Origin of the sequence: Francisella salina (assembly GCF_000219045.1) — a bacterium.
GTDB classification, from domain to species: Bacteria; Pseudomonadota; Gammaproteobacteria; order Francisellales; family Francisellaceae; genus Francisella; species Francisella salimarina.
On record NC_015696.1, the window covers coordinates 1248963 to 1270049 of the forward strand.

Below are 21087 nucleotides of genomic sequence, written 5' to 3' on the forward strand. Positions count from 1 at the left end.
GTTAAATAAGTTCTCCTCTAAGAGAGTTTGGTAAGTTTTCCGTTATTTTAACCATAGCAAACTGACCAATCAAAGACTTATCGCCCATGAAATTAACAATTCTATTATTTTCTGTCCTACCAGCTAGAACATTATCATCTTTTTTAGAAGTACCTTCAACTAAGATTCTTTGCTCTGTTCCAACCATTTGTCTAGAAATAATTTGGGCATTACTATTTAATAAATCTTGTAGTCTTTTTAATCTATCTTTTTTTACTTCCATTGGTGTATCATCAGGTAAGTCAGCAGCAGGAGTACCAGGACGTTTACTATATATGAAGCTAAATGACTGATCAAAATTCACATCTTTCACTAAATCCATAAGTTTTTGGAAATCTTCTTCAGTTTCACCTGGGAAGCCAACGATGAAGTCAGATGAAATAGTAATATCTGGTCTGATTGCTCTTAATTTTCTAATTTTTTGTTTGAATTCTAAAATTGTATGATTTCTTTTCATATTAATTAGAACTCTGTCTGAACCATGTTGCACAGGTAGATGTAAATGGTTAGCTAGTTCAGGTACACTGCCATAAGCATCAATCAGATTTTGTGAAAACTCTACAGGGTGAGAAGTTGTAAATCTAATTCTTTCAATACCATCTATTTCAGCTATGAAGTGAATTAGTAATGCTAAATCTGCAGTTTCGCCATTTTCCATTGGACCTAAGTAGTGATTTACATTCTGTCCTAATAGAGTAATTTCTCTTACACCTTGCTCTGCTAGAGCTGCGCACTCTCCAAGTACATCTTCAAATGGTCTGTTAACTTCAGGTCCACGAGTATATGGTACTACACAGTATGAGCAATATTTATCACATCCTTCCATAATTGATACGTATGCTTTAGCACCTTCAGCTTTTGGCTCAGGTAAAAAGTCAAATTTCTCAACTTCTGGGAAAGATATATCAACCTGCGATTTTTGAGTTTCTCTTTTTTGCTTGATCATTTCAGGCAGTCTATGAATTGTTTGAGGACCAAACACTAAATCTACAAAAGGAGCTCTTTTAATTATATTTTCACCTTCTTGAGATGCAACACATCCACCAACACCAATGACTAGGTCTTCATTTTTCTTTTTAAGATTTTTCCATCTTCCTAACTCATGAAATACTTTTTCTTGGGCTTTTTCTCTAATTGAACATGTATTGATTAGAATTATATCTGCATTTTTATAGTCATCAGTTTTGACAGTATGAAAATGCTCATCTAATACTTCATGCATTTTTTGCGAGTCATATTCATTCATTTGGCAACCCAAAGTTTTTATAAAAACTCTTTTTTGTTCTTTCATTGATTTGAAACCTTTATGTATTTATTCTGTTTAGTAATTTTTCTCTAAGTATAAGAGAGTTGTTTATAATAAAATGCTCGCAAATTCTATCATAAAATTTGATTAAAAGCACGGTAAGTGTCTAGACTAATGATTATCATTAATGCAAAATACTCGGAGTCAATTATTTTATATTCTCATTTGTAATGAAACAAAATCAGTTTACTGAAGATAGTATTTGGCAATACTGTATTGAGCATACGAGTGATTTATCAACTAATCTTAATCGTTTAAATGATGTTACTAAAGAGTCTATTCATGGTGCTCAGATGCTATCAGAAAAGATGGTGACTAAATTACTACAATTTTTTGTATTTACGACTCAAGCAAGAATTTGTGTGGATGTTGGCACATTTACTGGAATGTCGGCTATCGCAATGGCAGAAGTATCTGTTAATACAAAAGTCTATACAATTGATAGAACTAATCAGTCAGGCGAAGTAGTTGCAAAAGATTTTATAGCTCAATATCCTAACATAGAGTACTGTCAGGGTAATGCCATTGATATATTACCAACCCTACCAGATCAGATAGATATAGCATTTATTGATGCTGATAAAAGACAAACGCAACAGTATTTTGATATCTTGATTGATAAGCTATCTAATAAAGGAGTTATCATCGTAGATGATATACTTTGGCGTGGTGAGGTAATAAACCCCCAAGATAAACGAGCAAAAGCACTGGATAGTTTTAATAAATATGTAAGTCAAAGAGATGATTTGGAGACATTGGTTTTACCAATTCGTCATGGTGTGAATATTATAAGAAAAAAGTAAAGAGGATAGAATGAAGAAAGCTATATTATTTGTTTTTGTTGCCTTACAATTTTGTTGTGCTAGTGGCTATGCGACCACATGTGACAGTCCAAATATTGATGGAGTTAAGTGGTATCATGATTCTGATGAAAGAAGAGCATTATATCTTGAAATCTATAATCTAGCAGGACATAGAATAGAGTATCAAGTTGAAAAACAACATCTTAAAAAAGGTACTTGGGGTATTATCTTAGATGTTGATGAGACTGTATTAGATAACTCTTGGCAGGAGTATGATAATTATAAAGATTATAGTTATAGTGAACAAAAGTTTAGAGAAGGTATAGTTGAGCAAAGGGCAAAAGGTTTACCAGGTGCAGCGATGCTTACAAATAAAGTACATGAATTAGGTGGATATGTTAGTTTTGTAACAAATCGTTACGGTTCAGATGATAAAATAATTAAAGCTACAGAAGAGAATCTAACAAAAGAAGGTATATATTATGATCAAATTTTGTTCTCTAATGATAGTGTTAAAAAACCTCATGATAAAAATGCCAGGTTTGAAGCTGTAATAACAGGTAAATATTCGGATAATATTATCTTTACTAAAAAATTACCAGCACATAGTGTGATAGCTTATTTTGGTGATAATATTCAAGATTTTCCTAAGATGACGCAAGAGAATATGAGAAAAGTTGATAATGATAAGTATTCCGTATTTGGCAAAAAGTATTATATTTTTCCTAATCCTATGTATGGAAGTTGGCAGTAATTAAGGATTAAAAAAAGTGGCAAAATTATATTTTAGATATTCAGCAATGGATGCTGGTAAAACATTAGATCTTTTAAAAGTGGCTTATAATTATGAGGATAGAGGTAGAAAACCTTTGGTTTTAACTTCTGCGATAGATAAGCGAGCAGGATTAAATAAGGTCAAGTCACGCATAGGTATAGATCAAGATGCTTATTCTTTGACAGATCAGGATAATATATTTGAGTTTATTAAAGAATATAATAAAAAACACAAAATAGACTGTGTATTGATAGATGAAATACATTTTTTTACTCAAGAGCAAGTTTGGCAACTTTCTGATGTTGTTGATTTAATGGATATACCTGTTATATGTTATGGGCTTCGTACAAACTATTTGGGCCAACCCTTTGAAACTTCGGCTTTATTACTTGCAATTGCTGATACTTTAGAGGAGGTTAAAACTATATGTTTCTGTGGTAAAAAAGCTAGTTTTAATATGATGGTGCAAAATGGTAAAGCTGTAAAAGAAGGAAATCCAATAGTTGTTGATGATGATTCTCTAAAAGATATTGATACAAAATATGTTTCAGTTTGTCGTAAACACTGGAAAAAGGGTGAATACCAGTAAGCAGAAGAGGTTTTTATTCAATAAGCATTAAAATATGTTGAGCGTTTCTTACACCTAGCTGAGCTGCCTTTTTGTAGTAGTACATGGCTTTTTGTTTATCATAAGGCACACCGTTTTGCTCTTCATTATAGTACAAGGATGCTAATTTATAGTAGGCTGGACCATACCCTTTATCTGCGGATTTATTAAAGTAGTCAAGGGCTGTTTTATATTCTTTTGCGTTGTAGTAATATTCTCCAGCATAGTACATAGCATAAGCATCACCACCTTTTGCTGCCTGTTCTAGCTTATATAACTGTCTAAAGTCACCTTTTTGAGCAAAGATTTGCATTCTTTGGACTTTCTCTTCATGAGTTAATTGAATTTTTTCTTCAGGAGCTTTTTTAAGCTTGCTATTCTGCTTTCTATTTTCTTTTGTACTTTGAGCTTGATTATTTATAACCTTTATTTTTTCAAAATCTTTTAATTTTGGTGATAGTGATGAGTCTTTTACTTGTATGTTTTTTAAAACCTTAATAGCATACTGCTTAATAAATTTATTTTCATTATTATAGAAAAAATAAACAATTCCCTCATACTTGTTACTGTTAGCTTTTTCTCCAAAGTCAAATCTTAAAGACGATCTAATATCAATGTATTTTGATAGTATTAAGAAGTCATCAATATAGCTATAATCTAAATTATCATTAATATCTAACACATTCATATCAATAGAGGACTTTAGTATATCTGAGTAAAATTGCTGTAACTGACCTTTATTAACTCTTGATAGGTTTAAATAGATTAAACCATTTAGATTTGGTATCTCTTGTTTTGGTGTTGATAGGGCAAGTTCGATTTTTTGTTTTACTTGTTCTGCTCTTCTTGCTTTCTCAATTCGTTTTTTTCGCAAGTTTTGTTGTAATTCAATACGTTTTAGTCTTTCTTTTTCTAGTGTTTCTAACCTTTCTTGCTTAACTAGTTCTTCGACTTTTACGATTTCTTTTTTTGCTAGTTCTGCCACTTTAGGGTCAGAGCTGTACAGTAGTGTCTGCCATAACATCAGAGCCCTATAGTTATCACCTTTTTTTGTAAAGTCTCGAGCTTGAACAATAATAGCTGGTTCATAACCATTAGCTGCAGCAGTTGTAATGTATTTATCTATGTTTTTTTCATTCTCATTGGTTAATTTACCATTTTGATAAGCTAGATAAATGTCATATAAAATTTCTGAATCAATAGTTGCAATTAGGTTGTTATCTGAATTAATCATGCTTGCGATAGATGATATTGACTTTTTGTAACCTAAATCGTAGGACTTTTTAAAATATTTTATGGCTTTTTTATTATCTTTATTGACTCCTAGTCCATCTCTGTAGAGAGTACCTATCTGGTAGAATGCTTGTGGATAGTTTAGGGCTGCTGACTTTTTATAATATTTATATGCATCAAAATAATTTTTTTCTGTACCAAGTCCATACTGGTAAGAGTATGCTAAATAGAAAAAATCTTGAGCTGATGCTTCATCATCATCTACAAGCTCTTTAATAATGTTGAACGCATTCTTATAACCACTTTTATTGTGACTTTTAATATCTGTGATAGCAGTATTATATTCTTTGAGAAACTTGCTATGTCTATAATCTAGATAACTACTTACACCATAGACACCTCCACTGAGAATAGTTACAATTAGTATAGCGCCAAGTATATTCTTCTTATTTGCCTTTATGTGACCAATTCTTTTTGGCTTTTTTGAAGTGTTTTTTGATTCAGACATTAACTATAGTTTCAAATAAATGTATCTAACTATTCTATATAATAACTTTATATTTATTTTAAGACAATTAGATATTGTTGTCTTGGTTTTCTAGATTTAGAAGAAGTTGTTCTTTTTCTTGCTGTATCGTTAGTGGGTCTTCTAAGGAAATTTTACCAAAATGTCCTGCTCTGAAATCATGGACTATATTTTTAGAAGCCTGTTTTATATTGTAGTTGGTTTTTACAGCAGATATATCTTTAATTATTTCTTGAGGGTGTTTTTCTAAAAAATCTTGCTCAGATATGAAATTGTATCGCGATAAGAAGTTTTTTGTATTTCTCTCTTTGAGAAAGTTTATAAGATAGTGAGCGGTACCTTCGTAGTCCATCGCCGTATCACGAATAGAGCCAATACTTGCAATTCTATAACCACTAGCTTCACTCTTGGGGCTAGGGAACATGATTCCTGGAGTATCAAAAATCATGAAATTTTTACTAATATCGATGCGTTGTTGTAGCTTGGTTACGGCTGGCTCATTTCCTGTTTTAGCAACTTTACGACCTGCAAGCTTATTTATCATTGTTGATTTTCCAACATTCGGTAGTCCAAATACTATAGCTCTAGTGGGCTTTAAAACCGTGCCTCTTTTAGGACATTTTTTTTGAGCTAACTCAACTATTCTTTTTGCTATATTTTTGTCTTGTAATGTATTAACTGCGATAGCGCTACCACTATAGAAATCCAACCATTGTTTAGTTACTTGAGGGTTGGCTAAATCACTTTTTGATAAAATTCTTATTATCGGCTTATCTCCAACAATATCTTCTAAAACATGGTTGCTACTAGAGTCGGGAATACGTGCGTCCACAATCTCAATAGCAATATCAGTAGATGGCATTTTTTTGCGAAACTCTTTAGTAGCTTTATGCATATGCCCAGGGAACCAATGTAACATTATATATAAATAGGCTAGGATCGGTTAATATAGAACATGATTTTACATATTGTATGTGATTTATGCAAAGTTATCTTTTTTTAATGAATGATGATTTTTAATTTATTATAGTAAGGTTTATAATTCTTCAAGAATATTTTTATTAAGCAGGAGTTGTTTGGATAATGAATTTTTTGATAATTGACACATCGAGTAAGTATTGTTCCGTGGTATTATCTGCCAATGGAAGAGTATATGGTGATACTAGGGAGATTCCTAGGCAACACAATAAATACTTACTAGAGATGGTTAAAAGTGTTTTTGATAACTCTTGTATAGATATGAAATCATTAGATTTTATAGCTTATGGTGTTGGTCCTGGTAGCTTTGTTGGAGTGAGGCTTGCAGCAGCAGTAAGTCAGGGCTTTGCTGTAGGCCTGGATATTCCTGTTGTAGGGTTTTCGAGTATGTTTGCATTAGCTAAAAGTACACCAACAACATCAGACAAGGTAGCCGTGATTCTTGATGCCAAGATGGGAGATTTCTATTTAGGACTTTACGATTTGCAAACAAATCAAATAATTTCTGAGAATGTTTATAAACTTGAGGAATATTCAGAAAAGTTATACTCAGGTTATGAATTAATAGGAGAATCTATAGCTGAGATACAAATAGTTAATAATGATTTTAAAATTGACGTAGATAAGATAGTAGACTATGTATTTGATATGTATCAGCAGCAGAAACTAAATCAAAGTTTAACTCAAGAGACCTTCCCAATTTATTTGAGAGGGACTAGTCATTGGAAAACAAAAGGAGAATAATCTTATGTGTAGATGGCTAATGTATCATGGCGATAAAATTAAAATGAGTGATTTATTGGTAGATCCAGAGAACTCACTCATACATCAAAGTATACATTCATCTCAAAGCGCTGTTTCTGTTAATGGAGATGGTTTTGGTATTGGTTGGTATACAAGTTTGCACAAGGAACCAGGAGTTTTTAAGGACTCATTACCAGCTTGGAATAATCAAAACTTGATATCTATAGCTAAGCACATAAAAAGTAGAAATTTTATGGCACACATAAGAGCTAGTACTATTGCGCCAACATCTAGAGTTAATTCTCATACATTTGTATTTGATAAGCATCTATTTATGCATAATGGTTCTATCGGTGATTTTGATGAGATTCGTCAAGAGATTGAGCAACATATCAAACCTCAGTATTTCAAAGCAAGGTTAGGATCTACAGATTCAGAAGCTATATTTTTATTAGCTTTATCAAATGATATAGATAAAAATCCAACGGCAGCTATAGCCAAATCTATTGAGCAAATAACAAAAATCCAATCTAGAAATGGTTTGAAAGAAAAAGTTAAAGCAAGTATGGCCTACTCGAATGGACATACATCATATTCGCTAAAAATGTCTACCATTGGTAATGAACCATCGCTATACTATATAAGTTATAAAGATATTATAGAAACTCTAAAACTATCAAAAAAGCATAAGTTAAAAAATGGTTATTTAGTACTATCAGAGCCCTTGGTTGATTCTGACTTGTACACATATATAGACAATTATTCTTGTATTGAGATTAAACATAATGAGTTTAAAGTAGAAAAGTTATAAGGAACTAAAATGGCATCACTAAACACAAAGATTCAGAATGTTTCAACTTCACCAACTAATGCGATGGCAGCATTAGCAAAACAAATTAAAGACCAAGGGCATGATGTTATTTCGCTTGCTATTGGAGAGCCTGGCTTCAGCACACCAGAAGTTATAAAGCAAGCTGGTATAGATGCTATTAACAATAATATCACAAAATACACTAATGTTGACGGTATTAAGGAACTGCGAGAAGCGGTTTCAGCAAGATACAAAAGAGAATATAATGTTGATTTTGCTGCAGATCAAATTTGTATAACATCGGGCGCTAAGCATAGTCTACACAATATATTTAACTGTATTTTAGAAGAAGGAGATGAAGTTATTTTCTTTGCTCCTTATTGGGTGTCATATCCAGATATGATTGCTCTTACTGGAGCTAAGCCAGTAGCAATTGAAACTAAGTTTGAAAATGACTTTGAAATAGATGTTACAGATTTAGAAAAGCGTATTACAGAAAAAACAAAGGCTATTATTATTAATTCACCTAATAATCCAACAGGGTTAATTTACTCAAGAAAGTGTATTGAGGATTTAGCTAATTTGCTTAGAAAATATCCTAATATTTGGATAATAGGTGACGATATATATGATCAGCTTTATTTTAACAATAGAATCACTCTAGTAACAGAAGTAGCTCCTGATCTGGCTGATAGATATGTAATTGCTAGTGGAGTTTCAAAAAACTTTGCTATGACAGGTTGGAGAGTTGGTTTTACTATTGCTCCGAAGTTGCTTAATGATGCAATGAAAAAATTTCAATCACAATCAGCTACTTGTGCTTGTTCTATATCACAGTATTCAGCTATTACTGCTATGGAAATGCCTGCTAAGGATTTGCAATATTTTGTTGACTCATATAAACAAAAAGAGCAGTTTGCTACAAAGTCTCTGAAAGATATGCCATATATTGATGTCAAGAATGCCGATGGTACTTTCTATCTTTTCCCAGATATTCGTGATTTAATCAAACACACAAAATTTAGTAGTGATATAGAGTTATGCAATACGTTGCTTGAAGAAGAGTATGTTGCTATGATGCCAGGCACAGCATTTGGTTTGTCTGGATTTGCTAGAATAAGCTGTGCAAATGAAATGCCAGAACTTGAAGAAGCAATGAATAGACTTTCAAGCTTTGTAAAACGTCATACGTCTTGATTACTATTTATTAGATCTATTTCTTAATAAATCTCTTTAGAAAATATTTACTCCTAAGATTATGAAATAAAAACTTGTATTACTGAAGTGATTTTAATTAAGGCATTTTTAATTGTGATTAAACTTATCGCTTACAAACTCAGCGCATAATTTAGATTGAGCTTAGTAGCTCTTTAGCATTGACTTTACCAACAATACTTTTCTCTTTATGTCCCTTTTGGTCAAAAATAATCACGCTAGGTGGTCCAAAAAGATTAAACTCTTTCAATAACTTGCTACTATCCTGTCCAACATCGGTAACGTTAGCTTGAATTAATTTGTAATTTTTAAGCTTATTAATCACTTTTGGATCTGCAAAAGTTGTATGCTTCATATACTGACAGTCCAAACACCAGTTTGCATAATAGTCAACAATAACAGGCTTACCTTGTTTTTTAACTTTTTCTAAAGCTCTATGCAATTGTTTTGAATTAGTAACTTGCTCAAACTCTAGTTGTGGTTGGTTTATTTGAGCTGTTGTAGCTCCTAAAGGTTCAATAATACTTGTATTACCCATTAGAAATCCAATTAATAATGTGCTTCCGTAAATCAAAAATATATAAGCAAAAAGTTGCCTTACTTTTGCGGATGCTGTTTTGATATAAAAACTAAATGCACCTGAGTAAACTGCTAAGCTTAAAATCAAAATCCCGGTTAGCAATAGAGTTAATCGTGCAGGGATAATTTTTGATAACATATAAATTGCTAATCCAAGTAGCATAAATCCGGATATATGCTTGACCGTATGCATCCAATTACCAGCTTTTGGTAAGATTGAGCCACTAGTTGTTCCCACAATTAAGATTGGCACACCCATACCAAGCCCCATCGCAAATAAGATAAGTCCTCCATAAACGGCGTTACCCGAATAGCTAATATAAGCTAGTACTGCTACCAAAGGAGCTGTTACACAAGTTGAAACAATCAATGTTGACAATATACCCATTATAAATACGCCAATATAGGTGCCGCTTTTTTGTTTACTACTTAGATTATTTACAGAACTAAGTATGAATGATGGTATTTTTAATTCAAAAACTCCAAACATTGCCACAGCCATAACCACAAACAATAATGCTATAGCCCCAATTGTCCATGGTGTTTGAAGTATATTTTGGATACCACCTCCAAAAATTCCTGCTAATACCCCAACTACTGCATAACTAATTGCCATCCCTAAAACATAAGATAATGAAATGCTAAATGCTTTTGTTGTCGTTAATTGCTTTTGTCCAGTAACAATACTTGAGATGATTGGTAATAGCGGTAAAACACAAGGTGTAAATGTCAATAACAAACCTAAGCCAAAAAATATCAAAAATGCCCAAACAATATTTGTATGACTTAAAAAACTTGTATAATCGCTATCTCCAATATTTGAATGTGTAACATCTAATTTTTTCTGAAGCTCTTTAGGTAACTGGCCAAAATATTCTTCACCCTCGTAAATTTTGTTAGTTGATGATAAATCAAGGTTAAATTTTTGCTGAATAGGAGCAAAACAAATACCACTTTCAGAACAACCTTGATAAGCAATAACTAGTGGTAATTTATTAATAGTTTTATTGCTTCTACTAATTTTTAGCTTAATAGCTACACTATCTTTATAAATCTTTATTCGCCCATAAAAAGGATCATTTTTAATATTGTATGTCTTAGGAAAAATAACCTTTTGAATATTGACTTGTTGTGGGGTTAGGCTATAAAAACTAAAATTCTTTAAATACAGATAATTGCCTGGCTTAATATTCCATGTTGCTATTAAAGTATTTTCATTAAGAATTTTGACTTGTAATTGAAAATTCCTATCAACACTGTATTGCTTTAACATACTTTTATCAGCTAGACTCATTGAGCCTGGAGTAATGCTATCGATTGCATTAGCTATTAGGTTTTGTTGCGTGGCTGAAGCATTAGCAAAGCTAGATAATAAAACACCTATTCCAACTAATATTAAAACATAAAATAACTTTGTTTTCTGTAACATATAAAAATACCTTTTTTGCTATTTTTGGTATAAAACTAATAACCATTTTTACTGAGTGTTAAATGGCTAGAGATATTATTAAATCATTAACAAAAAACAAATTTTGGTGGACGATAAATACGCTCTATCAATAAAAAACTTAGTCCTGAAATCATCTTGATAAATAGAATACCAATAGGCCGATAGATATTTGAAACTTGCTTGAATCTTGCTAAAAATGCTGCAAGACTACTACTGTTACAACCTATAGTTGTTGAAGTGGATGTGCTACTAGCACTACTGCAAGGATTACTGATAGTTATGTGATTAGATATAGGTGTTACATTACTAGCAGGAAAGATGCTAAAAACAGTACTAATGGCAAATACCAATAACATCATTCTTTTTAAAATTAACTTACGACCTATTTGTCTCATATTTACTTAAGTTTTATATTTATTGCTTTATGAACCAAGCTGCAAAATTTTAACAAGGGGTTGCTATAATCACAAGAGACATCGTATTTTAAACATAGTTATGAGTAAATATTGCTTAAATATATTTCTATACCTGTTAAAATCAATATATTATTTTTATTGTGAAATTTTTATGAAAAAGTGTGGCTATATTTCAATTATTGGTAGACCTAATGTGGGTAAATCTACTTTACTCAACAATATACTAAAATATAAAGTTAGTATTACTTCGCGTAAACCTCAGACAACAAGACATCAAATAACGGGTATCAAAACACTTGGAGATACACAGTTTATTTATGTTGATACTCCTGGCATTCATATAAAAGAACCTAAAGCAATCAATAAGTTTATGAATAAAGCAGCGACAACTATGGTAAAAGATGTTGATGTAATTTTATTTGTTGTTGAGTTGGGCAAGTGGACTGAGTTAGAGGACAATATCGTAGAGAAATTAAAGCATTCACAAGTCCCAATATTTTTAGTTGTCAATAAGGTTGATAAAAAGAAATCATTAGAGGCGTCAATGTTTATTGAGTCCGTTAAAGAAAAATTAAGCTTCTATGATGTGATATATGTTTCTGCTAAGCAAGGTCATAATGTAAATGAACTTGAATCAAGAGTCGAGAAACTTTTGCCTGAGTCAGAGTATTTTTTCTATGAGGATGATCAAATCACTGATAGAAGTATTAAATTTATGGTTGCTGAAATAATTCGTGAAAAAATTATGCGAACTATTGGTAGTGAGGTACCTTATCAAATAGCTGTAGAAATAGATAGTTATAAGGTTGATCAAGAAAAAGATATCGCTGATATCTATGCTAGTATACTTGTCGAAAGAGATAGCCAAAAAGGTATAGTTATTGGTGCAAAAGGAGTTAAGCTTAAAAAAATTGGTACTGATTCCCGCATAGACATCGAAAGATTGGTTGGTATGAAAGTTAACCTCAAAACACACGTCAAAGTAAAAAGTGGTTGGTCTGATGATGATCGAGCATTGAAGTCACTTGGCTATGATTTGATCTAAAACATTGAGATTATGCAGCGATTAGAAGTCAAAAAGTCTCGAAAATATAGGAAACTCATATACTGTTGCATGGTCTTTCTGACAAGTTTTGTTATTGGCGTCTATTATAACCAAAGTGTTATTCTTTTTTTTGGTATATTTTTGATTTTAGTATCAATATTGTTCGAGGCTGTATCAAATAAGCAAGTAGTTGAAACTATTATTTTACCCAATAGCTTAGATAATAATTCTTTAACATTTGTTATAAATGCTAAAGAATCTGATTTTTGGATTGTTAGAAAGTATATTGTCATTAATAGCTGGATTTATCTTTATGCCGTCCAGCAAGGTTCGAATAAAAAAATTAAAATATGGTTGCATAAATCAAATTTTAAAAGTAAAAATGATATTCGTGACTTGGCTAAATATATGCTATTCACTGAAAAATAATTAATCTTCAGTATAATCTTAGGTATACTTCTATCAAGTATATATCTAGAAATTTTTTCCAATGTTAAATGAATTTAGATCACAGCTAAGCAAATTTTTAAAAGATAAACAAATTATTGAAAATGAATTATTGCGTTATGCATATTCTACAGATGCTAGCCTATATAGGATGGTGCCGAAACTAGTAATATTTGTTAAAACAGAAGTAGAAGTCGTAGAGATAATTAAATTAGCAAATCAATATAATGTTAAGCTAACATTTAGGGCGGCTGGAACTAGTCTTTCTGGTCAAGCGGTTACTGATGAAGTACTTGTGGTTTTATCTTCTGATGCTTGGCTTAATTATCAGGTTTTTGATAATGGTAATAAGATTAAGCTTGAACCGAGCATAATAGGGGAGAGTGCTAACAAATATCTCAAGATATACAATCGTAAAATTGGGCCTGATCCTGGCTCAATTAATAGTGCTAAGGTCGGTGGTATTATTGCAAATAATGCTAGTGGGATGTGTTGTGGTACAGCAAAAAATTCTTATGCCACTTTAGATTCAATGCGAGTTGTGTTTGCCGATGGTCAGGTGCTAGATACATCTGATTCTGCTAGTATTACGAGTTTTAAAGAGAATAATGAGAATTTCATAAATTCAATATTAGCTATTCATAGTCAGATAAAGAGTGATGAAGATTTGGTTGCTTTTCTTAAAAAGAAATTTTCAATCAAAAATACTAGTGGATATAGTCTGAATGCTTTTTTAGATTTTGATGATCCAATAAAAATTATAGAAAGATTAATCATTGGTTCTGAAGGTACTCTTGGTTTTGTTAGTAATGTGACATTAAATACTGTTGCTGACCATGAATTTAAGGCCTTGAATTTAATATATGGAAGCCTTGATGAGCTAGTACGACTGACTACAGAGCTTGAGCCATATACCCCTTCATCTGTTGAATTACTTGACTACCTATCATTGAAATCAGTAGCAGATGTAGTGGAATTACAGCCCTTTTTGATAAACCTTGAAAGTTCTGATATTGCTGCGATTATGGTTGAAGTATCTGAGGATAGTCAAGATAGCTTGGATAATAAACTTGATATAATAAATCAAAGTATTGAGCAGGCAAATATTCTTCATCAAGTCGGCTTTAGGCAAGATGAGCGAGAGATTCAAACCATTTGGAAAGCTAGGAAAGGTGTCTTGCCTACAATTGCTGGGCAAAGGCCAAACGGCAGTACTGTGCTTATTGAGGATGTAGCAGTAAATATTGCTGATTTACCAGGCTTGATAACAGATGTTAAACAGCTATTTATCAAATACAATTATTCCAATGCTGCAATATTTGGTCACGTTTTGGCTGGGAATATTCATTTCGTTCTTACTCCTGATTTTAATGATGAGAAACAGTTAATTGAATATGATGAATTTATGCAAGAAATTACTTCTTTAGTTGCAGAGAAGTATAATGGTTCGCTTAAGGCAGAGCATGGAAGTGGACGAAATATCTCACCATTCGCAATAGTAGAATGGGGTGATAAATGTTTGAATATTATGTGGCGCATTAAAAAGCTTTTTGATCCTAAAAACACTCTTAACCCTGATGTTAAACTTACTAAAGATAAGAGTCTGCATATTAAGAATCTCAAAGAATTAAATAGCGTTGATGAGAAAATAGATCAATGTATGGAATGCGGCTTTTGTGAGCCTGTTTGTCCATCAAGAAACTTAAGTTTAACTCCAAGACAAAGAAACTCTGTTGCTCGTAAGATTCCGACTCTAGATGGTAATCAAAAACAACAATGGCTTAAAGATTATGATTACTATGGTATACAAACATGTGCTACTACAAGTTTATGCAAAACTCGTTGTCCAGTTGATATTGATACTGGTGATTTTATTCTTAGTCAGAAAAAACTGCAAAACAAGCTAGTTAATCATGACAAAGAAATAACTAAAGCGAAACAAAAAGTTAAATTGGGGAACTTAGCTGCTAATTTTATAGGAAAGAAGAATCTTCAAGGTATGACTAAGCTACTACATAATAACTTCAAATCTATACCTGTATATTTGGAAACTATGCCAAAAGTACAATCCTTAGGCTTTATAGACTCTAATGGAGAAAATACAAAGCCAAAAGTACTATTGTTACCAGCTTGTCCAAATAGAATTTTCGCCAGTAGTAAAAAATATACAAAGTATCCAAGTCAACTAATATTAGAAAAGCTGGGTTTTGAAGTTAATTATCCACAGAATTTGAATAATCAATGTTGTGGGCAGATGTATCACTCACAGGCGAATCATACTCAGCAATATGCATCTCAAGGTTTATTGGAGCAGAGTATAGATTATACTCAGTATGACTATGTGGTTACTGATAATAGTTCATGTGCTAATTTTGCTAAAGATCAAAATTTGGATATTATAAATATTAACAGTCTAATTATAGATAAATTAGATAACATCAAATTAACAAAAAAGTATAATAAAATAGCTTTGCATATTGATTGTTCTACTCGTAAACAAAATATTGATAATAGTTATGTAAATGCACTAAAAAAATGTGGTACATCAGTAGTTGTTCCTGAGCAAATATACTGTTGCGGGTTTGCAGGAGATAAGGGTTTTACAACTCCTGAGCTAAATGCTACAAGTTTAGAATCTCTTAAGCCGCAAATTAAAGACTGTGAGGTTGGAGTTAGTTTTAATCGCAGCTGTCAGATAGGACTTTCATATCATGGAGAATTGGAATACATATCATTTACAGAATTGTTGCTAGAGTGTTTAGATTAAATAGCTATTTAAGTTGACTAAAAATATCCTGTGATACTTTATCAACAGCTTGATCGCCATCTATTTTTATATATTTTGGCGTTTTTGTATTTGCAGATGAGAAGTTTCTATAAAAATCAATTAGCTTAGACGTTTGAGCATGGTACACAGAGAGTCTTTCTTTAACTGTATCTTCATTATCATCAGTACGGGTTATCAGATCTTCTCCTGTAACGTCATCTTTGCCTTCAACTTTAGGGGGATTAAATTTAGTGTGATATGTTCTACCAGATGCAGGATGAACTCTTCTACCTGTTATTCTTTCTATTAATAGACTATCAGCAACATCAACTTCAACTATATAGTCTATATTTACACCCAATCTGTCTAGTTCTTCTGCTTGAGTTATTGTTCTAGGTACTCCATCTAGTAAAAAACCATTTTTACAGTCGTCTTTAGAAATTCTGTCTTTAACAATCTGGATGATAAATTCATCTGAAACTAACTGTCCGGCATCGAGCACTTTTTTTAGTTCTTGACCAATATTACTTCCTGACTTAATTGTCTCTCTAATCATATCTCCTGTAGATATATGAGCGATACTATATTTGTCTTCGATTATTTTTGCTTGAGTCCCTTTGCCAGCTCCAGGGGCACCTAAAAGTATTATACGCATAGTTAATTTAGCCTTAACGTTTTAAAACTATAGTTTACTTAATGTGGATTTAATTATAAAATAAACAAACTTATATATCTAGAAATAGAGTATCTAATTTTTGGCTACAGTTTTTTATAAGAAATTTTATGATATCGTTATTACTTGAAAAAAGACGCAAAAAAGCTCAAAGAACAGTTTTGGGTGTTGAATATGATAGGTGTTCACTTGCTAGTGTGAAGCTTGACAGAAAAGGCGATAGCTATGCGCTAGTTAGCTGTGATAGTGATATTTTTACGTCTGAAGCATATTTTGAAGGTGAGTTAACATCGGAATACGTTGGTAGCGTTATTGCGGAAATAATAAAAAGGAATAAACTTGGCCGTTTTACTAAACTAGGTTTTGCTAGTTATAATGAAATTGATGTTACAAAAGAAGAAATTTCTTGTGATAAAAGAGCACTAGAGATAATCAAAAAAGAAGGTGTACTTTTTTATATAGCTGAATACTTTTTGAAGAAGCGTTTCCCAGAGAGCTATACTGATATTGCATATGACTATTACGATCAATTGGAAAGTAATGGTACGTTAATAGTCTATTATATATCTGATAATGAAAAGATGAAAAAGTTATATAATATTGCTAATAAAGCAAAGAGAGCCTTGTCTGCATGTGTTTTAGATAAACTTGCGATTAGTGATTTTGTTTCAAATCTTTATCTTAGTGAAATATCTAAGCATGCAAATGATAGTATATTTTTAGGCTTATATTCAGATAAATTATCTATTTACAGCTTTTCTCCTCAAGGCGAATTAAAAAGTTATGAATCTGTTAAAATTTTTGATGAAAATATTAGTGATATAGCTTATGTTGATGAAGTTATCCAGTTACTATTAAGGTTTATGGATTTTATGTCTTTGGATCTTAGTGAAAGTAATTTTGACAGTTTTGATGAAGTTCAAGATAATAATGTATACGTATATGGAATTAAGCAAAATTTTGAAAGTATCTTTGAGTCAATAAAAGATTTGTCTCAAAAAAATTGTAAAATACTTGATCCATTTGTAAATATTGATTCCCAGAGTTTTGGGAGCATAGAGCATCCATATAGATATGTTTTGTCAGTGGCGATTGCTATGAAGGAGGCTTTGTAGTAATGAAAAATCTTAATTTTGTGCGTGGTCGTTGGCGCCAAAAAAAGCTTACTTACATAGGCGTTGATCTAGCATTTATGGTATTGGTAGCTTTTATATCAATGTTTATTCTTTCGATAATATTTTCGTGGTCTAGTGATGAAGATATAAAGGTAGAGAGATATATCCAGACTCAAATTAGTAAGCTTAATAAAAATGTAGCAGAATACTCAGACGTAAAAAATCAAAGAGATAAACTGTTGGATGTATCATCTGACTTGGCAAATATTAAAGCTAGCCAGTATTATATATTACTCGGTATAGAGAAGATTTCTAGAGCGATTACCGACCAGTTATATATTACCAATATTAATTATGTATCAAATACTGATATCATTGTTATTACGGGTGATGTTAGAGATTTGAAATTACTTTCAATTTTTATGAAAAACTTAGAAATAGAGTTTAGAGTTAAAAAAGTGGAACTTAAAAACCTAGGATCAGAAAAAAATGGTCAAAGAAGCTTCTCTCTAGAGTTTAAGTTTGGTGAAGGTAATGCGTTTAAAGGGGAGAGTGTGAAATGGTAGATAAAATTAGAAAATTTCTTTTATCTAACAAGTACTCGGTAATTGTTATTGATACTCCTCTGAAAATTAAGCTACCTGTACTGATAGTAACTTTTGTTCTATTTGTTTTTATATTTTATGGTATATTGGTAAGCCCAATTATATCAAAGGCAAGTCAAAGAGAAAGCCATATAAAATCTATGGAGTCTCAAATACCTAGATTAATTAAGAAAGAGAAAGACTTAAACGCACTTAAAGAGCAAGTTAAGGTGTTAGAAAAACATAATATTGAAGAAAGATTTAGTATTCCCGAGCGTCATTCTGTACCTATTTTTTTATCTGCATTAAATGAAGCTATTCGCAGTTCTGGTATTACAATTATTGATCTTTCACCTGCAGGAGCCGAAAAAAATAAATATTTAGATTTATACGCTCTTGATTTTAAAGCTAAATTAGTTGGAGATTTTCCCCAGTTAATTAAGCTTTTTGTTGCTCTAATTGATATGAAAGATATAGCGGTTATTACAAATATAAACATTAAAAAAGAGTCTGATACTAAAATAGTTACCGAACTAAATTTACAGACCTATTCACGTCAAGGAGTAGGAGCGTAAATTAAATGATTAGACATCAAAGATTAAAATTTTTAAGTTTTGTATTATTACTGAGTAGCTATGGTAGTTGCTATGCTAATTATGAAACTAGAATAAACCAAGTTAATGAGCTTATTCAAAATAGGACTAAAACTATGAAGAGTACCGAAAAGCTTGACATCCCTGAATATAAAGGGGATACATTAACCTTTGAAAGATTATCAAAGATACGTAATGTTTTTAATGTTGATCATGCACTCCCTTTTGAGAAGAAAGTTCCAATTAAAGGTATTGAACAAAAACAACAGGTTGTTAAGTTAAAACCTATAGTTGTTCCAGAAGAGCTTAAAGAGGTTATGAATACTAAACCTACAGGTTTACAACAATATCCTTTAAACTCTTTTAAATTTAAAGGAGTTGTTCTTCAAAATAAGCAAAAATGGGGTGTAATAGAGAGTTCAATGGAAACTAAGCCAATATATGTTAAGCAAGGTGAATTAATTGGACAAAACTATGGAAAAGTCAAAGATATTACCAAAGAGGGTATTGTAGTTGACGAATGGAAAAAGAATAATGAAAAAAGAGTTTGGCAAAAAACTCCAGTTGTTATACATTAGGATGAATTAATGTTTTTTAGAAAAAATAAATTATTAGCTATTTTGACCGTGATTGGAGGGTTCTTGGGTTGTGAAGTATCATTTGCTGACCCAAAAGAGGCTAACCAAACAGTTGTAAACCAGCTTCAAGAAACTAAGCAGCCAGAAACAAAAATAGTTGGAAGAGATGAAAATAAAACTACTAACTATAATAAACATATAAAAGATTTAGAATTTCATCGAAGCTTGAATGGTAGTGCTTTTTTTGATGTGGCTTTTGAAGAAAATATTAGTAATTTTGCTGGATATAAAACTAAATTATCACAAGATGGATATACTCTTACGATAACTTTTGACGATACAACCATTTCTGATAAATGGGTCAGTAATATTGATACTAAAGTATTTAACACGATAGTAGACTCTATTAAGATTCTTAAAGATAATGGTAATGTTATTTTTATAATACACTCATTAGATAGAATAGCGTTAAGCGATTTTAAAGAGGGTAATACTTTTAAATTTAAGATAGATAGACGTAACAGTCGGGTTGAAGGCTTTAATGTTAATGAGCCTATATCTATATCCTTCAAAGATACTCCTGTGCAGACTGTTTTACAGGTTTTATCAGAGTTTGCTGGGTTAAACTTGGTTGTAAGTAGTAGTGTGCGTGGAAACATGTCTATAGACCTTAAGAATGTTCCGTGGAACGAGGTTATGAATATTGTTCTTGTTAGCAAAGGTCTTGCTACTAAGAAGATGAGTAGTATCCTGTATGTTGCGACTGCAGCTGAAATCGCTGCTCAGGAGCAATTAGAGCTACAAACAAAAAGGTCACTAGAGAATAATGCTACATTGGTAACAGAATTCATTCCTCTAAATTACACCACAGCTCAAGCAGCTCAAACAGTTATCACGTCTATGGCAAAACAGAATGGTGGAATTATGTCACCACGAGGTAGTATAACTTCAGATGCTCGTACAAACACTCTCATAGTAACAGATACAGAAGAAAAAATTCCGCGTATTAAAGAAGTTGTGAATGAGATTGATATACCTAATGATCAGGTGCTAATAGAGGCAAGAATTGTCGAGGTTACTAGAACAAGCGGATTAGAGCTTGGCTTTAACTACACAGTTAGCCATCCTTCGGGCGTTGATATAGGTCTTAATACATACGGTACGCAGACAGATGCTGATGATACGAGTGTAGTTGCAAGTACTGCTAAGTTAGCATACACATTGGCAGGTGGTCTTAATTTGGAAATGGAGATTAGAGCTTTGGAGAATGAATCTTTGGCTAATGAGGTATCATCTCCACATTTGGTTGTCGCAAATAATGAAACTGCATTTATTAAAGATGGTACAGATGTACCGTATCAGCAGGCTACTGCATCAGGGGCAGCATCAGTAGCATTCCAAGAGGCAGTTTTAGAGCTACAAGTTACACCTCAGATTGCACCAGACGGTAATATTGTAATGGATGTGCTTGTGACGAAAAATAGTGTTGGAGCATCTTCAGGTAAGACTTCGACTGGTGAGGACTTGCCTCCAACTATTAAGAAACGAGAAGTAACTACAAAAGTTATGGTTAAAGATAGTGATACAGTTGTAATTGGCGGTATCTATACCAAAACTCAAACAGAGACTCGCAATAAGATACCATTTTTAGGTGATATTCCATATCTAGGTTATTTATTTAGTTTTACTAAAATTAGTGATAGTGATGCTGAACTTTTAATTTTTATCACTCCTAAGATTATTGAGTCACAACTCCAAAAATGATAGTAGATAATAGTTGCAATAATATTAATATTTAGGTAT

The 21087-nt window shown here is 31.9% G+C and carries 20 protein-coding genes; 14 read left to right on the plus strand and 6 right to left on the minus strand.

Going from position 1 to position 21087, the window contains the following annotated elements:
* Position 1 precedes the first annotated feature (1 nt).
* Positions 2-1330 carry a tRNA (N6-isopentenyl adenosine(37)-C2)-methylthiotransferase MiaB gene (gene miaB, locus F7308_RS06090; protein WP_013922978.1) on the minus strand — a complete coding sequence of 443 codons (1329 nt, stop codon included), beginning with the start codon at positions 1328-1330 and terminating at the stop codon, positions 2-4.
* Positions 1331-1515: 185 nt separating this feature from the next.
* On the opposite strand from miaB, the gene F7308_RS06095 reads away from it, so the two are divergent.
* From F7308_RS06095 to F7308_RS06105, 3 genes are read left to right on the plus strand one after another with little or no spacing between them, the layout of a single operon-like run.
* Complete coding sequence (locus F7308_RS06095) at positions 1516-2148, plus strand: O-methyltransferase (RefSeq protein WP_013922979.1); 633 nt, start codon at positions 1516-1518, stop codon at positions 2146-2148.
* Between the two features lie 10 nt (positions 2149-2158).
* Entirely contained in the window at positions 2159-2902 is a 744-nt protein-coding gene (locus tag F7308_RS06100) for an HAD family acid phosphatase (protein WP_013922980.1), read from the plus strand.
* 16 nt (positions 2903-2918) lie between these two features.
* Positions 2919-3512 carry a thymidine kinase gene (locus F7308_RS06105; protein ID WP_013922981.1) on the plus strand — a complete coding sequence of 198 codons (594 nt, stop codon included), beginning with the start codon at positions 2919-2921 and terminating at the stop codon, positions 3510-3512.
* A gap of 13 nt (positions 3513-3525) precedes the next feature.
* Here the strand turns inward: F7308_RS06105 and F7308_RS06110 are convergent, their stop codons facing one another.
* Positions 3526-5271: a sel1 repeat family protein gene (locus F7308_RS06110; protein WP_013922982.1), complete on the minus strand. Its 1746-nt coding sequence runs from the start codon at positions 5269-5271 to the stop codon at positions 3526-3528.
* A 67-nt stretch (positions 5272-5338) separates the two neighbouring features.
* The gene (ylqF, locus tag F7308_RS06115) at positions 5339-6208 is read right to left on the minus strand and encodes a ribosome biogenesis GTPase YlqF (RefSeq protein WP_013922983.1); all 870 of its coding nucleotides are present in this window, start codon (positions 6206-6208) and stop codon (positions 5339-5341) included.
* A 164-nt stretch (positions 6209-6372) separates the two neighbouring features.
* Between ylqF and tsaB the strand changes: the two genes are divergently transcribed.
* The 3 genes from tsaB to F7308_RS06130 are packed head-to-tail and all read left to right on the plus strand — an operon-like array spanning position 6373 to position 9019.
* Positions 6373-7011 (plus strand): tRNA (adenosine(37)-N6)-threonylcarbamoyltransferase complex dimerization subunit type 1 TsaB, encoded by a 639-nt coding sequence (gene tsaB, locus F7308_RS06120; protein ID WP_013922984.1) that lies wholly within the window; start codon positions 6373-6375, stop codon positions 7009-7011.
* 4 nt (positions 7012-7015) lie between these two features.
* The gene (locus F7308_RS06125; RefSeq protein ID WP_013922985.1) at positions 7016-7822 is read left to right on the plus strand and encodes a class II glutamine amidotransferase; all 807 of its coding nucleotides are present in this window, start codon (positions 7016-7018) and stop codon (positions 7820-7822) included.
* 9 nt (positions 7823-7831) lie between these two features.
* The gene (locus tag F7308_RS06130) at positions 7832-9019 is read left to right on the plus strand and encodes a pyridoxal phosphate-dependent aminotransferase (RefSeq protein WP_013922986.1); all 1188 of its coding nucleotides are present in this window, start codon (positions 7832-7834) and stop codon (positions 9017-9019) included.
* A 151-nt stretch (positions 9020-9170) separates the two neighbouring features.
* On the opposite strand, the gene dsbD is transcribed toward F7308_RS06130, so the two are convergent.
* Together dsbD and F7308_RS06140 are read right to left on the minus strand one after the other, a co-directional pair.
* Positions 9171-11045 carry a protein-disulfide reductase DsbD gene (gene dsbD / locus F7308_RS06135; protein WP_013922987.1) on the minus strand — a complete coding sequence of 625 codons (1875 nt, stop codon included), beginning with the start codon at positions 11043-11045 and terminating at the stop codon, positions 9171-9173.
* An 86-nt stretch (positions 11046-11131) separates the two neighbouring features.
* Positions 11132-11461 carry a hypothetical protein gene (locus F7308_RS06140; protein WP_041263728.1) on the minus strand — a complete coding sequence of 110 codons (330 nt, stop codon included), beginning with the start codon at positions 11459-11461 and terminating at the stop codon, positions 11132-11134.
* A gap of 172 nt (positions 11462-11633) precedes the next feature.
* On the opposite strand from F7308_RS06140, the gene era reads away from it, so the two are divergent.
* From era to F7308_RS06155, 3 genes are all read left to right on the plus strand, one after another.
* Positions 11634-12527, plus strand: coding sequence for a GTPase Era (gene era / locus F7308_RS06145; protein ID WP_013922988.1), 894 nt, complete (start codon positions 11634-11636; stop codon positions 12525-12527).
* 12 nt (positions 12528-12539) lie between these two features.
* Positions 12540-12956 carry a hypothetical protein gene (locus F7308_RS06150; RefSeq protein ID WP_041263730.1) on the plus strand — a complete coding sequence of 139 codons (417 nt, stop codon included), beginning with the start codon at positions 12540-12542 and terminating at the stop codon, positions 12954-12956.
* Between the two features lie 61 nt (positions 12957-13017).
* Positions 13018-15741: an FAD-binding and (Fe-S)-binding domain-containing protein gene (locus tag F7308_RS06155; RefSeq protein ID WP_013922990.1), complete on the plus strand. Its 2724-nt coding sequence runs from the start codon at positions 13018-13020 to the stop codon at positions 15739-15741.
* A gap of 4 nt (positions 15742-15745) precedes the next feature.
* On the opposite strand, the gene adk is transcribed toward F7308_RS06155, so the two are convergent.
* Entirely contained in the window at positions 15746-16396 is a 651-nt protein-coding gene (gene adk, locus F7308_RS06160) for an adenylate kinase (RefSeq protein WP_013922991.1), read from the minus strand.
* A gap of 128 nt (positions 16397-16524) precedes the next feature.
* Between adk and F7308_RS06165 the strand changes: the two genes are divergently transcribed.
* The 5 genes from F7308_RS06165 to F7308_RS06185 are packed head-to-tail and all read left to right on the plus strand — an operon-like array spanning position 16525 to position 21048.
* On the plus strand, positions 16525-17529 hold the full coding sequence (locus tag F7308_RS06165; RefSeq protein ID WP_013922992.1) for a hypothetical protein: 1005 nt from the start codon (positions 16525-16527) through the stop codon (positions 17527-17529).
* A gap of 2 nt (positions 17530-17531) precedes the next feature.
* Entirely contained in the window at positions 17532-18095 is a 564-nt protein-coding gene (locus F7308_RS06170; protein ID WP_013922993.1) for a PilN domain-containing protein, read from the plus strand.
* Positions 18089-18688 (plus strand): type IV pilus inner membrane component PilO, encoded by a 600-nt coding sequence (locus tag F7308_RS06175; protein ID WP_013922994.1) that lies wholly within the window; start codon positions 18089-18091, stop codon positions 18686-18688. The genes F7308_RS06170 and F7308_RS06175 overlap by 7 nt, the downstream gene beginning before the upstream one ends.
* A 5-nt stretch (positions 18689-18693) precedes the next feature.
* Complete coding sequence (locus F7308_RS06180) at positions 18694-19284, plus strand: pilus assembly protein PilP (RefSeq protein WP_013922995.1); 591 nt, start codon at positions 18694-18696, stop codon at positions 19282-19284.
* Between the two features lie 9 nt (positions 19285-19293).
* Positions 19294-21048, plus strand: a complete 1755-nt coding sequence (locus F7308_RS06185; RefSeq protein ID WP_013922996.1) for a type IV pilus secretin PilQ — start codon at positions 19294-19296, stop codon at positions 21046-21048.
* The last annotated feature ends 39 nt before the right edge of the window (positions 21049-21087 follow it).

Coding starts and splice junctions, on each gene's coding strand:
- miaB (WP_013922978.1), bottom strand. CDS start 1,330: ATGAAAGAACAAAAAAGAGTTTTTATAAAAACTTTGGGTTGCCAAATG.
- F7308_RS06095 (WP_013922979.1), top strand. CDS start 1,516: ATGAAACAAAATCAGTTTACTGAAGATAGTATTTGGCAATACTGTATT.
- F7308_RS06100 (WP_013922980.1), top strand. CDS start 2,159: ATGAAGAAAGCTATATTATTTGTTTTTGTTGCCTTACAATTTTGTTGT.
- F7308_RS06110 (WP_013922982.1), bottom strand. CDS start 5,271: ATGTCTGAATCAAAAAACACTTCAAAAAAGCCAAAAAGAATTGGTCAC.
- ylqF (WP_013922983.1), bottom strand. CDS start 6,208: ATGTTACATTGGTTCCCTGGGCATATGCATAAAGCTACTAAAGAGTTT.
- tsaB (WP_013922984.1), top strand. CDS start 6,373: ATGAATTTTTTGATAATTGACACATCGAGTAAGTATTGTTCCGTGGTA.
- F7308_RS06125 (WP_013922985.1), top strand. CDS start 7,016: ATGTGTAGATGGCTAATGTATCATGGCGATAAAATTAAAATGAGTGAT.
- F7308_RS06130 (WP_013922986.1), top strand. CDS start 7,832: ATGGCATCACTAAACACAAAGATTCAGAATGTTTCAACTTCACCAACT.
- dsbD (WP_013922987.1), bottom strand. CDS start 11,045: ATGTTACAGAAAACAAAGTTATTTTATGTTTTAATATTAGTTGGAATA.
- F7308_RS06140 (WP_041263728.1), bottom strand. CDS start 11,461: ATGAGACAAATAGGTCGTAAGTTAATTTTAAAAAGAATGATGTTATTG.
- era (WP_013922988.1), top strand. CDS start 11,634: ATGAAAAAGTGTGGCTATATTTCAATTATTGGTAGACCTAATGTGGGT.
- F7308_RS06150 (WP_041263730.1), top strand. CDS start 12,540: ATGCAGCGATTAGAAGTCAAAAAGTCTCGAAAATATAGGAAACTCATA.
- F7308_RS06155 (WP_013922990.1), top strand. CDS start 13,018: ATGTTAAATGAATTTAGATCACAGCTAAGCAAATTTTTAAAAGATAAA.
- adk (WP_013922991.1), bottom strand. CDS start 16,396: ATGCGTATAATACTTTTAGGTGCCCCTGGAGCTGGCAAAGGGACTCAA.
- F7308_RS06165 (WP_013922992.1), top strand. CDS start 16,525: ATGATATCGTTATTACTTGAAAAAAGACGCAAAAAAGCTCAAAGAACA.
- F7308_RS06170 (WP_013922993.1), top strand. CDS start 17,532: ATGAAAAATCTTAATTTTGTGCGTGGTCGTTGGCGCCAAAAAAAGCTT.
- F7308_RS06175 (WP_013922994.1), top strand. CDS start 18,089: ATGGTAGATAAAATTAGAAAATTTCTTTTATCTAACAAGTACTCGGTA.
- F7308_RS06180 (WP_013922995.1), top strand. CDS start 18,694: ATGATTAGACATCAAAGATTAAAATTTTTAAGTTTTGTATTATTACTG.
- F7308_RS06185 (WP_013922996.1), top strand. CDS start 19,294: ATGTTTTTTAGAAAAAATAAATTATTAGCTATTTTGACCGTGATTGGA.